A 13,398-nucleotide genomic window follows, 5' to 3' on the forward strand; every position below is an offset into this window, starting at 1 on the left:
TGAAGTTTTTCAGTATTGTCAATAAAAAAAACTATTAATTAATAATTTTTTTCCAAATTAGTATTATTTTAATGTTTTAATTGATATAATTTCATAAAAAAGATAAAAATGGATAAAATTAAATTGTTAAAAAACGGAGTGAGTAAAGAAAAATTTTTGAGAATCTTTCAAGAAGATTATCCGGGGTTTGATTTTGAGAGTATGTTTGATATTTTAAAATTTCAAGGTCTACCTTTAACGATTATAGATGAAAAAATATTTTTAAAAACTGCTTTAATTTCTTTTAAAGATACTGAATATGTGGTTGTTGACATTGAAGTAAACAATTCAAAGCCCCAAAGAGGGCAGGTTATTGAAATAGGAGCGGTTAAAATTAAAAATTTAAAAATAACCGACAGTTTTGATTTTTTAATTTATGCGGATGATGTTCCTGTTTTTGTGGAAAGAGTGACGGGAATCAGCCAAAAAATGCTTGAAAATGAAATGTCTCAAAAAGAAATTTTAAAAAAATTCAGACTTTTTTTGGGAGATTCTGTTTTTGTTGCACATCCTGCGGATTTCGATTTTAATTTTTTGGTTTATCAATTTGAAAAAGAGAATTTAGGCAAACTTCTTAATAGATGTGTATGTACGCTGAGTTTGTCTCAAAAAACCATTAAAGCCAGCCGTTACGGTCTTAAATATTTGATGGAAGAGCTTGATTTGCCTGAAGAAACCCACCACAGGGCTCTTGGAGATGCCAGGACAACCGCGAGGGTGTTTTTAAAATGTTTGGAAAATCTGCCAAAGGAGATACTCAGTGCGGAAGATTTGATTGAATTTGCAAAACCAAGAAAAAATAAAAATAAATCTAAGAGTTAATATAATTTTGATATTCTTTTATTTCTTTGTTGAATAATACAACTTTGTTTCGTCCTGTATTTTTGGCTTCATAAAGGGCAATGTCGGCTAATTTTATACATTCCCATCCTTGTTTGCATTGGTCAGGATAAATACTGGTTCCTATACTTACGGTTTTTATGATACTTTTTCCGTTATCAAGTTCAATTTCTGTTTTTTCCATAGTGTTTTTTATTTTTTCGGCAATTTTTTTTGCATCATCGATAGATTTTATGTTTTGTAAAATAATTAAAAATTCTTCACCTCCATAACGAATGGCTATATCGCTTTTTCTTATTGATTTTTTTAAAATTTCTGATAACTTTTTCAATGTTATATCTCCTGATTTATGTCCGTAAGTATCGTTTACCTGTTTGAAATGATCTATGTCTATCATTAAAAATCCAAGCTTTGTATTTTCCCTGTTTGCAGAAGCTATTAAAATAGGAAGCGTATTTTCTAAATATCTTCTGTTAAATAGTCCTGTTAATGGGTCTTTTATAGTTTGCTGATGTAAAAGCTCTAATGTATATTTTGATTCAATAATAGATGATATTTCGTTTAAATAAGCTTTTATAAAAGGAATTATATTTTTTATGCTCTTTATTTCATTTTCATTATTTATCATTATTTTTAATATTCCGTTAAAATTGCCGCTGTTTGAAAAAGGGATGCAGATATAATCATTTTCACAAAAATGTCTTTGGCAGATCTTTGGATATGTTAAGGAATTTATCTCTTTTTTTGTTCTATAAGCTCTGCATAAAGTAAAATTTTCTTCTACATCACAGCATTCTTCCCCTTCAGCTTTATAATAAATTATTTCTTTTTTATTATTGTCTATTCCTATTAAGATAAAATTATTAATTCCGTGATTTTTAATTACATTAATTAATCTGTTTAATACACTTTTGATATTTAAATCTTCTTCTATTAATCTTTTGAATTTAAAAATTTCACTCAACTGTTCAATTGTCTCTTTTGCGTCGTTTAAAGGGTCGGAACTTTTCTCTTTTTCTATTAGTGTTGTATATTTGTTTTCTATAACGCCGAAACTTTCTTTGAGTTTATTTAAAAAATAATTATAAGAATTTACAAAATCTTTTGCTTCTCCACCTAATTTTGTAGATATTTGTTGGTCAAATTTACCTTTTAAAATTTCTTTTGTGCTTTTATTTATATTTTCAAAAATTTCCAGATACGGATTTAAATAATAATTAACAATTAAAATTATAATTATTAAAGAAATTAAGGCAATAAATAATTTTTCATAATTTTCTTTTGCATCGTATGTAATTTTTATAATATTTTTTTTGTTTAATTTAATGTAAGAAGGGGTTTTGAATTTAGAAACAGACTTTTAATAAAAGAATTTTCATTTTGAATAACAGTGTTTGAAAAATTTAAAAACGAGTAAGTAATCGCAATGGTTCTTAAAGCGGTGGTAATAATCATAATTAAAGCAATAATAAGTAAAATTCTTTTTTTCATGTTAACGCCTTTAATATATTTTCTTTTTTTTCGCAAAAGCCGTTTTCTTTGGAAATTATAAACAAATCTCTTGCTATATTCTTTTGTGTGGATATTTTAAGATCTTCCACCCTTATTTTAAAATCGTCCAAAACCTGTAAAATTGTAGAGACTATTCCTTTTTTATCTTCTGTTTTTATTTTCATCGAGGCGTAATTGGGGGAATGAAAGCAGTCTATTTTTATTTCCCTTTTTTTAAATTTTACTTTTGTTTTAATTTGCTGATTTTCTTCAAAAGCTTTTTTTATGTAATTTTCAATTAAAGGGATATCAAAATCTTCCACATTATCGTTAAATTCTATTTTGAAATATTTAATTTCTCCTATTTTATATATGCTCATGTGATTAAGCGGCAGTTTTATTTTTTCCAAAAACCACCCGATGGAAAAATTTAATTTGTCTTCTTTTGCCAAATGAATTGTCAAATGTGTTTTGTTTTCGATTTTATACTTAAAATTTTGTGTATCTTTGAGCCACAGGGCTGTTAATAAAATTTCATTAATGCCATTTTGTAAAAATAGCTGATTAGACGGGGAAGTCAAAAGCTGAATTTGAAAAGATTTTGGGAGTTTTTTAAATTCTTCTTTATTTTTAAGAATATTTTCTTTTCTTTTTCTTATGGCTATTTCATTAATTAATTCTTTATGCTTTAGTGCAGTTAATGTATTTTCATAAAGGCTTTTAAGCAGGCTTGCTTTAAAAGGGGTGTATATATCTTTACCCACGGCCTTAATGTCGGCAACGGTTAAAATATATAAAAGTTTTAAAAAACGTTCGTTTTCCATTGTTTGGGCAAAAGAAAGGATTACTTTGTCGTTATATATGTCTTCTCTTTGGGCTACGTTTGACATTAATGTATGATATTTTACAAGTTTGGAAACAGTGTCGGATTCAAATCCTATATTTTGGGCAAAATTTTTGGCTATTTTGGCACCTGTTATAGAGTGGTCTGCGCTTCTTCCTTTTCCTAGGTCGTGAAAAAATGCACTGAATCTCAAAATTGCCCTGTCTTTACTTGAAAGCTTTTTAAATTCATCCAGACATTCTATTTCTTTTAATGTGTATAATGAATGGATATCCACAGGATAGTGATGATATCCGTCAAACTGTGCTAAAAATTTTACTTTTTCAAAAGGCGGAAAAATTTTTCTCAGTTTTTCCGCTTTATAAAGTGCAAAAAACAGCGGATATAAATTTTCTTTGTAAAAAAGTTTTTTTATATTTATTTTTTGAAATTTTGTTTCTTTTAAAAGTGAAATTAACGAAATATCCCATTTTTTAAAATCTGTATCAATCAGAGTTTTCATTAAATCATTAAATTTTATTTTTACATTAAACCTTGTATATAAGGTTTCTTCACATAAATAAAAATTTTTTTTAATTCTTGTTTCTTTGATTTTCGAAACAGGATATTTATATAAATAAGGTTTTATAAGTTTTTTTATTGTTATGTTGGTAATAAGATTTATTTTCCATAAAGCTTTTAACAAATCTTTTATAAATTTTCTTTCCGCTTTTAACCTTGGGGAATCGGTATATCCCAAATTCAGGGCTATTTCTCTTTGATATTCCAAAATAACATTATCGGTTTTTTTCTTGGCTGTTAAATGAAGGTATACTCTTGTTTTAAATAAAAATTCAAGCGAGCTTCTGTAATCTTTGAAGTCATTTTCATTAATATATTTCGGTATTAAATATGATGTATTGGGATAATTAAAAAGTACTTTGGTTATCCACAAAAGGGTGTTTGAATCCCTTATTCCACCGAATCCGTCTTTTATATTCGGTTCCATCGTAATCGGATATTTTTTATGGCGCTCCAGCATTTCCTCGTATTTGGCCAGAATATAATCTTTTTTGTTGTAATTTTTTATTTTATTTAATTCATTTTGGGTTTCAACCCATAAAAATTTGCTCCCTGTTATAAATCTGCTTTCAAGCATTGCGGTTTTAATGGTTATATCTTCGTTGCTTGCAGGAAATAAATCTTTTATTTCATGAACCCTGTGTCCTATTTTTAGCCCCAAATCCCAAAGCATTATAATGAAATTTTCTATTATAGAATTTATATTGTAGCCTTTGATATTCTTATAAACTATCATTATATCTATATCGGAATAAATGGAGAGCTGTTCCCTTCCGTAGCTTCCGAGCGCTATGATTGTAATAGGAATTGAATTCACAGGGGGTGAATAATCATCGAAAGTTTTTTTCATTAAATATTTATAAATCAGCGAGATATAATAATCCATTTTTTTTGTGTGTTTTACAAAGAAATCTTTCCCGCCTTCAATTTTTATATTTTGAAGATAATTTTTTATCTCTTTTTTTAAAATTTTTGATATTTCAAAATCATCGTTACTTGAATAAATCAGCTCTTCCAGTTGCATTTTTGCCTTTTTTGTGATATTTTAACAAAAAAATAAAAAGGATTGGTGTTGATTTTGAAAAAATTGAAAAATCGTGAAAAATTGTCTTTAAAAGAAGCGGCTAAATTATATGATATGGACCTTTTTACCTTAGGGGAAACGGCTAATACAATAAGGGAAAAAAAATTTGGCAAAAAAACATATTTTAATATCAACAGGCATATAAATCCGAGCAATATTTGTAAAGATGTCTGTAAATTCTGTGCTTTTTCCGCCCATAGAAAAAATCCCAATCCCTATACGTTAAGTATTGAAGAATGTGTTGAAATTGCTAAAAACGCTTATGCCAAAGGGGCAAAAGAGGTTCATATAGTTTCAGCCCATAATCCGTATGTGGGGTATGAGTATTATATGAATATAGTAAAAGCCATAAGAGGGGAACTTCCAGATATTCATATAAAAGCGTTTACGGCCGCTGAGGTTAATTTTTTTAGCGGACTAAGTGGAAAAAGTTATGAAAAAGTGCTTGATGATATGATTGAAGCCGGTGTGGATTCTATGCCCGGGGGCGGGGCTGAAATATTTGATGAAAAAATTAGGGCTAAAATCTGCAAAGACAAAGTGGGCAGTGAAAACTGGCTTAAAATTCACGAACTTTGGCACAAACGCGGAAAAAAATCAAATGCAACCATGTTGTTCGGACATATTGAAAACAGAGCCCATAGGATTGATCATATATTAAGAATAAGGGATTTACAGGAAAAAACAGGCGGTTTTAACGCATTTATACCTCTTGTTTATCAGCGAAAAAATAATTATTTAAATGTAAAAAAATTTTTAAGCGGGGTGGAAATTTTAAAAACTATGGCAATAAGCAGAATTTTACTTGAAAATATTCCTAATATTAAAGCGTATTGGGTCACTACAACACTTAATTTGTCTCTTGTGGCGCAAAATTACGGGGCAAACGATATTGACGGAACGATTGAAAAAGAATCAATTAATTCAGCGGCCGGCGCTAATTCGGCAAACGGTTTGAAACTTGACGAACTTGTGCATCTTATAAAAGACAGCGGATATATCCCTGTAGAAAGGGATAGTTTATATAACGAATTGAAAATTTATAAATAAGAGGCGATTTTATCTAAAAGAAGTGCAGGATTAACAGGTTTTATTATTACTTCCTTTGCACCTTTGTTTAACGCTTCAACTCTTTTTGAATCGTCTGTAGTTAAAACTATCACAGGTATGTTTATACATTCCGGTTTTTTGGAAGGGAGGACTTCCAGAAAATCAAGTCCACCCATTAATGGCATAATTAAATCTAAAAGAATCAAATCAATATCGGAAGTGAGTTTATGCAAAGCGTCAATACCGTTTTCAGCTTCAATTACTTCATAATCGCCCTTTTTTAATATGGCTTCTAATAATTTTCTGTTTGTGGCGTCATCATCCACTATAAGAATTTTTTTTGGCATTATCTAACCTTTTTTATAGAATTTAGAATATTTTCTGGTAATAAATCGTTTAAAATTATATCAGATTTTATCTTTTTATCTGTTAATGCAATAGATTTTACTATTATTGTTTTTTAACGTTTATATTAAATTTTTAATATCATTTGAATTAAGTAAATTTGACAATTCTTTAATACTTTTTGCAATTTTAGCTTCAGGAATTATTAAATACTGGGCAAGTAAATCTGTATCCGAAGCAATTATAATATTTTCTTCTTTTTGAATGTTTTGTGGATTTTCCTCAATATTTTTTTCATTTGTTTTTTCTGTTTCCAAACCTTTATAATTAAATTTTCTTCTTTTTCAAAATTTTGGAATATTTATTTTTAGAAATATTTTCAAGAACTCTTAATAACTCTTCTTTTTTAATTGGTTTTGAAATATAATCATCCATACCGGCACCTAAAAATCTTTCCCTGTCTCCTTTTAAAACATTAGCGGTAACTACAATAATCGGAATGTGATTTATTCCTTCTTCCTCTTCAAATTCAAGTATTTCCTGAGTTGCTTCTATTCCGTCCATTACAGGCATTTGTGCGTCCATAAAAATTACATCGTATTTTTGAGGATTTGAAGAATATTTATTAAATGCTTCCAATCCGTTATGGGCCTCATCGGCCTCAATTCCCCATATTTTTCAATGTTGTTTTTAAAAGTTTCATATTTATCGGATTGTCTTCTGCAATTAATGCATGTAATTCATAAATTTCTTTTTTATGTTCCGCTTTTTTTACTTCCCTTTTTATTTCTTCTTTTGTAAACAGTATGGCATTATAGAATTTTGAAGGAACGTTAGGGTCATAAATATTAAACTGTTTAAAATCAAGATTATCTATTTCTTTTTTATAAACCAGGGAAGAAATTAATATTACTGGATAATCAATATTTTGTAAATTTTTAATTTTATCTTTTTCACTTTCTTCATAAAATACGATTACTCCATTTATAATTTCATTTTTTGATAATTTGTTAAGTTCACTTGCTTCATTAAAACCTATTTTATTTATTCCAAAGAAGTTTAAATATTCAAGGCTTAAATCTTTTCTTTTTGTGTCTTTAAAAGTGTTAAGAATAGCAAATGTTAAATTTGAGAAGCTATTTTTTCTGTATTTAGGTGTTGCATCTACAATATTAAACCATAAATCAAAATAAAATTTACTTCCTTTGTTTATTTCACTCTCAACTTTAATATTTCCGCCCATCATTTCAATATAGGATTTAACAATGGTAAGACCGAGTCCCGTTCCCCCGTATTTTCTTGTTACGCTTTCGTCAGCCTGGGCAAATGCCTCAAATATTTTGTTTTTTTGCTCTTCGCTCATTCCTATACCGGTGTCTTTTACTTCAAAATAAATATTTGCCCTGTTTTCTTTGATTTCTTGGAGTTTGACATTTACTTCAATAGTTCCGTTTTTATGTGTAAATTTAATGGCGTTGTTTATTAAGTTAGTTAAAATTTCTTTTATTTTTAATACGTCTCCTCTTACAACGGAAGGAATGTCAGGCGAAATATATGATACATATTCGATTTCTTTTTGTGCGCAAGGGGTTGCAAATACTTCCAATGTATTTTCTATTTCGTCTTCTATTTTAAAATCTATTTCTTCGAGGGTTAATTTATTGCTTTCGATTTTTGAAACATCCAGAATGTTGTTTACTATTTGTAACAAGTTTTCGGCGCTTTGAGCGATAGTGTTGATATAATCCTGTTGTTCGGGTGTGATTTCTGTTGTTTTAAGAAGTTCCAAAAATCCCAAAATACCGTTAAGAGGCGTTCTAATTTCATGAGACATATTTGCAAGGAATAAGGATTTTGCTTTTGAAGCTTCTTCGGATTTTTTAACAGCTTCTTGTGTAATTGCGATGGCTTCTTCTGTAATTTTCAAAGCTTCATTCATACCTTTAGGGCTGTTGATGTCTATTTGAACATTTTCACCTGTAATCGGTGCCAATTTATTTAATGTGTTTGATAACTCTTTAATATGTGTCCTTATAGTTTTATAAATATAAAAACCTAAAATTAGAATCAGGATGGCAATAATAAAAATAACTATTGCAATATTTCTTTTTTGTATTGAATTTGAAAGCAGATTGTCAATTTGTTTATTAATGTCACTGTTTATCATATTTGCACTGTTTTTAAAATAAGAAATTCTTTTTGTGAAAAGTGAAAAATAATCCAAAGCATCAATAGGATAACCTTCAAATTTTTTGGTTGTGTAATAACCCATATTGGCCTGTTCAATATAAAAAATTAGAATCTTTAATTGAATTTTCTATTTTTATAAATTTTGGATTTTCAAAAAATATTTTAGCCTGAAGATTTTTACTCAAACTGGTAATTAAAATATTTGAATCGTGATAGTATTTCATTAATACATATTCATAATCCTTTTGACTCATAGGTAAGTCAGCGGTAATAAAATAAGATACAAATCCTCTTGTAATACCTGAATAAGCTATTATTTTATCGAGTTCGAGTTTTAACGCAAAATTCGGTTTTACTGTTTGAGGGAAATGTTGAAATATTTTAGCTTCAGTGTTTAATATCTGATTTTCCAAAACCGTATAATATGTAAAGAAATATTTATGAACATAATCTTCTTCAAAGCTGTCTATTTTTTTTCTAATTTGAGGTAATTTGTTTAATGTGTTTAAAACACGTTTTGTAATATTGTAAAATTCGGGATTTTTATTTAAAAATTTCTTCAAATCATATATTGCCGTATCAAAAAGTTTTCTTTTTTGCATTAAAAGTTCTTTTGATTTAGGATAATTACCTTTTGACACAGAATAAATAGAGCTGATACCTCTTTCCTGGCCTAAATAAACGAGTAAATTTTCCAGTTTATTTCCCAATTTAAGATATTTAACTACTTTTTGTTCGGACTGATATGTTTGAAATTGCTCATAAAGATTGAATCCACTCCATCCTATTAAAATTAAAGATGGGAGCCATATTGCAATTGCCAATAGTTTTGATAATGATAGTTTCATTGTTTTAACTCCTTAAGATTAATTTTTGCAGGGCATTTTAAACTGTTTTTTTTAATTAGCATTTGTGCTCTGAAGTTACCTAAATTTCTGGCAGCGCATAATAAAAGTCTTGCTTTTTTTATGTTTTTCTCAACACCCCAGCCGTTCAAATATAGTTCACCGAGTAAATTCAGTGCCTGCGAGGAAGGTTTGTCAGAATTTATGGATGAATTAATTATTTGTTTTAAAAAACTGCCTGCTTCAATAAATAAAGCATTTGCTTTTTGTGGGTCTGAATTTAGCAGACGTTTTGCTTTTTGAATATCTTTAAATGCGTTAAAATATAAACTTTGGGATAAAAGAAACGTGACTACAAAGAAGAATAAAATGACTTTTTTCATTTGTTTTCCTTTAATATGTTTTGTAAATCATTTAATGAATTAATTTTTGTATTTAGCAGTTTTTCAATAAATTTTTTATCTTTTTGAAATTTTTGTTCATCTTGTGTTTCCAGATAAACTCTTATAGTGTTTAAGACTATATTTTTAATTTTCGGGTCTATTTCAATATTTTTATTTGCAGATTTTTGATTCTCTTTTTTTGTATTTCTATCGTTTATCAAGGGTGAAATAAAATTATAAAATTTATCAGCAAGATTTTTAATAATACTGATATCTGTTTCTTTCTTGGCTTCTTCATCGATGGTTTTAAAAATTAAAGCAAGATTTGAAAGTCGTAGATTTAAAGAGGCTCCTTTTAAAAAGTGGGCTATTTCGTGTATTTCTTTGTAATTTTGTTTTTCAATAGCTTTATATAAAGTGTCTTTTTTTTCTTCATATTGTTTTAACAAATCGTTAAATAGTTCATCGGTCATGTTTTGGTCTATGCCCAAATCTTCCATAGCGGTATTTAATTCTTTTTCAATTATTTCATCAATATCATCTTTTTGTGAAAATATTTTTTCACATTCGCTTATGTTGTCTTCAAAATTAAGTTCAATAGGTTGCTCTTTTTCTTCTGTCTTCGATAATGTTTACTTCCGGCGTTTGTAAAGCCTCCATTATTTCTTCTTTTGGGGAAATTTCTTTTTCTTCATTTTTTTCCAATTGAAATATATCCAAATTTTTTAATGTTATCAGATTTTCTTTTGTAATTTTGAAAATATTGTTTTTTATCTGAATGGATTTTTTATTTAAAACGGCCATTTCAAGTTCGAGTCGCGTTATAACCTGTGACATTTCTTCCAAAGTTATATTTAACGTGTTTAACAAATTTTTGCCAAGTGCAATTATTTTTCCGTTTTCATAGACAATTAGCATTACTGTTCCTTTTCTCTCATTTCTTTATAAATTTTTTCATATTTTTCTTTATCCTCTTTTGAAACAGGTCTTCTTGCGGCAATATAACCCGTTTTTACACCGTTTTCATCAAATACCGGTTCAATAAAAGCTTCCACCCAGTAATATTTGCCGTCTTTTCTCAAATTTTTAATAAATCCCCTGAATTTTTCATTTCTTTCAATTGTATCCCACATCTGTTTAAAAACGGCTTTTGGCATATCCGGATGTCTTATAATGTTGTGGGGCTGGCCTATCAATTCCTGTTTTGAATATCCTGCTAATTTACAAAAAGGAGTGTTAGCATATGTAATTATACCTTTTAAATCTGTTTTACTTATTATGGGTCTTCCTAAAACTCCTACATCTTCAAATGTAACTTCTTCATTGATTGGGGTAGGTTTCATTATTAAACCTTTATTAATTTTATTTTTGCTATTTTAACTAAAATTTAGTAAAATAGCAATAAAAAAAGGAAAATTTATGAAAATTTTGTTAATAAAAGATGTAAAAGGACTTGGAAAAGCGGGGGAAATTAAAAATGCTAAAGACGGATATGCAAGAAACTTTTTAATTCCAAAAGGTTTTGCAAAACTTGCGACTCCTGAAGTTATAAAAGAGTGGGAAGAAGAACAGAAAATAAAAGAAGAAGCTTTAAAAGAGGAGCTTGAAAAATTAAGAGAATTAAAGAAAAAAATAGAAAACACACCTGTTGTTATTAAACATAAATTAGGTGCTAACGGACAGCTTTACGGGGCTATAACAAATAAAGAAATTTCTGAAGTTTTAAAAGAAAAAGGAATAGACGTGGATAAAAAAGATATAGAAGCCAAACAGATTAAAAGTGCAGGGGAATTTAATGTTAAAATAAAATTGGGGCACGGTATAAATGCCAATTTAAAACTTATTGTTGAAGGCGAATAATGGAAATAAACTTAAAAGCTACCACAATACTTGGGTACAAAAAAAACGGTGTGGCCGTAATAGGCGGGGACGGACAGGTTACATTCGGACATACGGTATTAAAAGGAAATGCAACAAAAATAAGAACGCTTTACAACGGTAAAATTCTGGCAGGTTTTGCTGGAAGTACGGCTGACGCTTTTATTTTATTTGATATGTTTGAAAACAACCTTCAAAACAGAAAAGGGGATTTGGTAAAATCTGTAATAGATTTTGGAAAAGCCTGGAGAAAAGATAAATACCTAAGGCGTCTCGAAGCAATGATGATAGTGCTTAACCCTGAACATATTTTTATTTTAAGCGGAAATGGAGACGTGGTTGAGCCTGAAGACGGGGAACTCGCAGCTATAGGAAGCGGGGGCAATTACGCCCTCTCTGCTGCAAGGGCTCTAACAAAACACTCAAAATTGTCCCCTGAAGAGATTGTAAAAGAATCTCTGAGTATTGCAGCGGACATTTGTATTTATACAAACCATAACATTAAAATATTAAAAATAGAAGGGCAAAAATGAATTTGACACCAAAAGAGACAGTAAAATACCTTGACGAATATATTGTAGGACAAAAAGATGCCAAAAAAACAATAGCAATCGCTCTTAGAAACAGATACAGAAGAATACAGCTTCCAAAAGAATGGCAGGATGATATTATGCCTAAAAATATAATGATGATAGGTCCAACAGGAGTCGGTAAAACAGAAATAGCCAGAAGAATGGCAAAAATGATGAAACTTCCGTTTGTAAAAGTGGAAGCGAGTAAATACACAGAAGTCGGATTTGTAGGGCGTGATGTTGAAAGTATGATTAGGGATTTGGTTAATAATTCTTTTAATTTGGTAAGAGAGGAAATGCAGGAGGCTTCCAAGGAGTTGATAGAAGAAAATATTATTGAGGAAATTACAAAAAAACTTTTGCCTCCTCTTCCCAAAAATGCGCCCGAATCCAAACAGATGGAATATCAAAACACATTTGAAAAAATGAAACAGAAAGTAAAAAACGGTGATGTCGATCATTTAAAAATAACTATTGAGGTTGAAGAAGGCATTGACGGGGATGATAATTTACCTCCAGAAATGGTTAAGGCACAGGAGAGCATTGTTAAAATTATAGGGATTTTTAATAAGAATAAAGAAAAAAAGGAAGTAACGGTTAAAGAGGCAAAAAAGCTTTTAAAAAAAGAGGCTGCCGAAAAAGTAATAAGTAAAGAAGAACTTAAAAAAGAAGCTCTAAAAAGAGCGGAAAACGGAATCATTTTTATAGATGAAATCGATAAAATAGCAGCCACCGGGAACCAGAGGCAGGATCCTAGCAAAGAAGGTGTCCAGAGGGATTTGCTCCCGATAGTCGAAGGCTCAACCGTAAATACAAAATACGGATATGTTAAAACAGACCATATTTTATTTATTGCAGCCGGTGCTTTTCATGTAAGCAAACCTAGTGATTTGATTCCGGAACTTCAGGGAAGATTTCCTCTGAGGGTTGAACTTCAAAGTCTTGATGAGGAAGCTTTGTATCAGATTTTGATGAAACCTAAACATTCATTAATCAAGCAGTATGAGAAACTTCTTGAAGTTGAAGGGGTTGAACTTAAATTTAACGAAAGTGCTTTAAGAGAAATTGCGAAATATGCCTTTTTGGCAAATGAAAAAACGGAAGACATAGGCGCCAGAAGACTTCATACTGTAGTGGAAAAAGTTTTAGAAGAGATTAATTTCAGCGCCGATGAATACAAAGGAAGGGAATTTATTGTAGATGAAGCTTATGTTAAAAGTAAATTGGACGATATAGTAGAAAATGAAGAAATAACAAAATATATATTATAAGGAAT

17 protein-coding genes are annotated in these 13,398 nt (G+C 29.3%); 5 read left to right on the plus strand and 12 right to left on the minus strand.

The genetic code is table 11. The features are described from left to right. The first annotated feature begins 108 nt into the window (after positions 1 to 108). Positions 109 to 861, plus strand: a complete 753-nt coding sequence (locus DZ64_RS0107155) for a 3'-5' exonuclease (protein ID WP_035003190.1) — start codon at positions 109 to 111, stop codon at positions 859 to 861. Here the strand turns inward: DZ64_RS0107155 and DZ64_RS0107160 are convergent. The 3 genes from DZ64_RS0107160 to DZ64_RS0107170 form a co-directional block, all read right to left on the minus strand. After that, positions 851 to 1,843 carry a GGDEF domain-containing protein gene (locus DZ64_RS0107160; RefSeq protein WP_024790006.1) on the minus strand — a complete coding sequence of 331 codons (993 nt, stop codon included), beginning with the start codon at positions 1,841 to 1,843 and terminating at the stop codon, positions 851 to 853. The two genes, DZ64_RS0107155 and DZ64_RS0107160, sit on opposite strands and share 11 nt — an antisense overlap. A 353-nt stretch (positions 1,844 to 2,196) precedes the next feature. Next, positions 2,197 to 2,370 (minus strand): hypothetical protein, encoded by a 174-nt coding sequence (locus DZ64_RS13385; protein WP_236618682.1) that lies wholly within the window; start codon positions 2,368 to 2,370, stop codon positions 2,197 to 2,199. Further along, entirely contained in the window at positions 2,367 to 4,799 is a 2,433-nt protein-coding gene (locus DZ64_RS0107170) for an HD domain-containing protein (RefSeq protein ID WP_024790007.1), read from the minus strand. The genes DZ64_RS13385 and DZ64_RS0107170 overlap by 4 nt, the downstream gene beginning before the upstream one ends. A gap of 45 nt (positions 4,800 to 4,844) precedes the next feature. On the opposite strand from DZ64_RS0107170, the gene mqnE reads away from it, so the two are divergent. Beyond that, a complete protein-coding gene (gene mqnE / locus DZ64_RS0107175; protein WP_024790008.1) occupies positions 4,845 to 5,909 on the plus strand; it encodes an aminofutalosine synthase MqnE in 1,065 nt (354 codons plus the stop codon). Here the strand turns inward: mqnE and DZ64_RS0107180 are convergent. The 9 genes from DZ64_RS0107180 to DZ64_RS0107220 all read right to left on the minus strand — a co-directional run bounded on the left by DZ64_RS0107180 (position 5,900) and on the right by DZ64_RS0107220 (position 11,015). Beyond that, entirely contained in the window at positions 5,900 to 6,256 is a 357-nt protein-coding gene (locus DZ64_RS0107180) for a response regulator (RefSeq protein WP_024790009.1), read from the minus strand. The two genes, mqnE and DZ64_RS0107180, sit on opposite strands and share 10 nt — an antisense overlap. A 120-nt stretch (positions 6,257 to 6,376) precedes the next feature. Continuing rightward, positions 6,377 to 6,571 (minus strand): hypothetical protein, encoded by a 195-nt coding sequence (locus tag DZ64_RS0107185; RefSeq protein WP_024790010.1) that lies wholly within the window; start codon positions 6,569 to 6,571, stop codon positions 6,377 to 6,379. A 10-nt stretch (positions 6,572 to 6,581) separates the two neighbouring features. Further along, positions 6,582 to 6,893, minus strand: coding sequence for a response regulator (locus DZ64_RS13390; RefSeq protein ID WP_024790011.1), 312 nt, complete (start codon positions 6,891 to 6,893; stop codon positions 6,582 to 6,584). A gap of 22 nt (positions 6,894 to 6,915) precedes the next feature. After that, the gene (locus DZ64_RS13395) at positions 6,916 to 8,526 is read right to left on the minus strand and encodes an ATP-binding protein (RefSeq protein WP_024790012.1); all 1,611 of its coding nucleotides are present in this window, start codon (positions 8,524 to 8,526) and stop codon (positions 6,916 to 6,918) included. A 10-nt stretch (positions 8,527 to 8,536) separates the two neighbouring features. Continuing rightward, positions 8,537 to 9,292, minus strand: coding sequence for a nitrate- and nitrite sensing domain-containing protein (locus tag DZ64_RS13400; RefSeq protein WP_024790013.1), 756 nt, complete (start codon positions 9,290 to 9,292; stop codon positions 8,537 to 8,539). Beyond that, complete coding sequence (locus tag DZ64_RS0107205) at positions 9,289 to 9,672, minus strand: SEL1-like repeat protein (protein WP_024790014.1); 384 nt, start codon at positions 9,670 to 9,672, stop codon at positions 9,289 to 9,291. The genes DZ64_RS13400 and DZ64_RS0107205 overlap by 4 nt, the downstream gene beginning before the upstream one ends. After that, entirely contained in the window at positions 9,669 to 10,172 is a 504-nt protein-coding gene (locus DZ64_RS0107210; RefSeq protein ID WP_024790015.1) for an Hpt domain-containing protein, read from the minus strand. Before DZ64_RS0107210 ends, DZ64_RS0107205 begins: the two co-directional genes overlap by 4 nt. Before the next feature lie 94 nt (positions 10,173 to 10,266). Continuing rightward, positions 10,267 to 10,590 (minus strand): hypothetical protein, encoded by a 324-nt coding sequence (locus DZ64_RS0107215; protein ID WP_024790016.1) that lies wholly within the window; start codon positions 10,588 to 10,590, stop codon positions 10,267 to 10,269. Further along, positions 10,590 to 11,015 carry a PAS domain-containing protein gene (locus DZ64_RS0107220; protein WP_035003191.1) on the minus strand — a complete coding sequence of 142 codons (426 nt, stop codon included), beginning with the start codon at positions 11,013 to 11,015 and terminating at the stop codon, positions 10,590 to 10,592. The genes DZ64_RS0107215 and DZ64_RS0107220 overlap by 1 nt, the downstream gene beginning before the upstream one ends. Before the next feature lie 76 nt (positions 11,016 to 11,091). Between DZ64_RS0107220 and rplI the strand changes: the two genes are divergently transcribed. The 3 genes from rplI to hslU are packed head-to-tail and all read left to right on the plus strand — an operon-like array spanning position 11,092 to position 13,393. Continuing rightward, on the plus strand, positions 11,092 to 11,532 hold the full coding sequence (gene rplI, locus DZ64_RS0107225) for a 50S ribosomal protein L9 (RefSeq protein ID WP_024790018.1): 441 nt from the start codon (positions 11,092 to 11,094) through the stop codon (positions 11,530 to 11,532). Continuing rightward, positions 11,532 to 12,083, plus strand: coding sequence for an ATP-dependent protease subunit HslV (gene hslV / locus DZ64_RS0107230; RefSeq protein ID WP_024790019.1), 552 nt, complete (start codon positions 11,532 to 11,534; stop codon positions 12,081 to 12,083). The genes rplI and hslV overlap by 1 nt, the downstream gene beginning before the upstream one ends. Then, positions 12,080 to 13,393, plus strand: coding sequence for an HslU--HslV peptidase ATPase subunit (gene hslU / locus DZ64_RS0107235; protein WP_024790020.1), 1,314 nt, complete (start codon positions 12,080 to 12,082; stop codon positions 13,391 to 13,393). The genes hslV and hslU overlap by 4 nt, the downstream gene beginning before the upstream one ends. Positions 13,394 to 13,398: the final 5 nt, after the last annotated feature.

The sequence above is a fragment of the Lebetimonas sp. JH292 genome (assembly GCF_000523275.1).
In the GTDB taxonomy this organism is placed as follows: Bacteria; Campylobacterota; Campylobacteria; order Campylobacterales; family Nautiliaceae; genus Lebetimonas.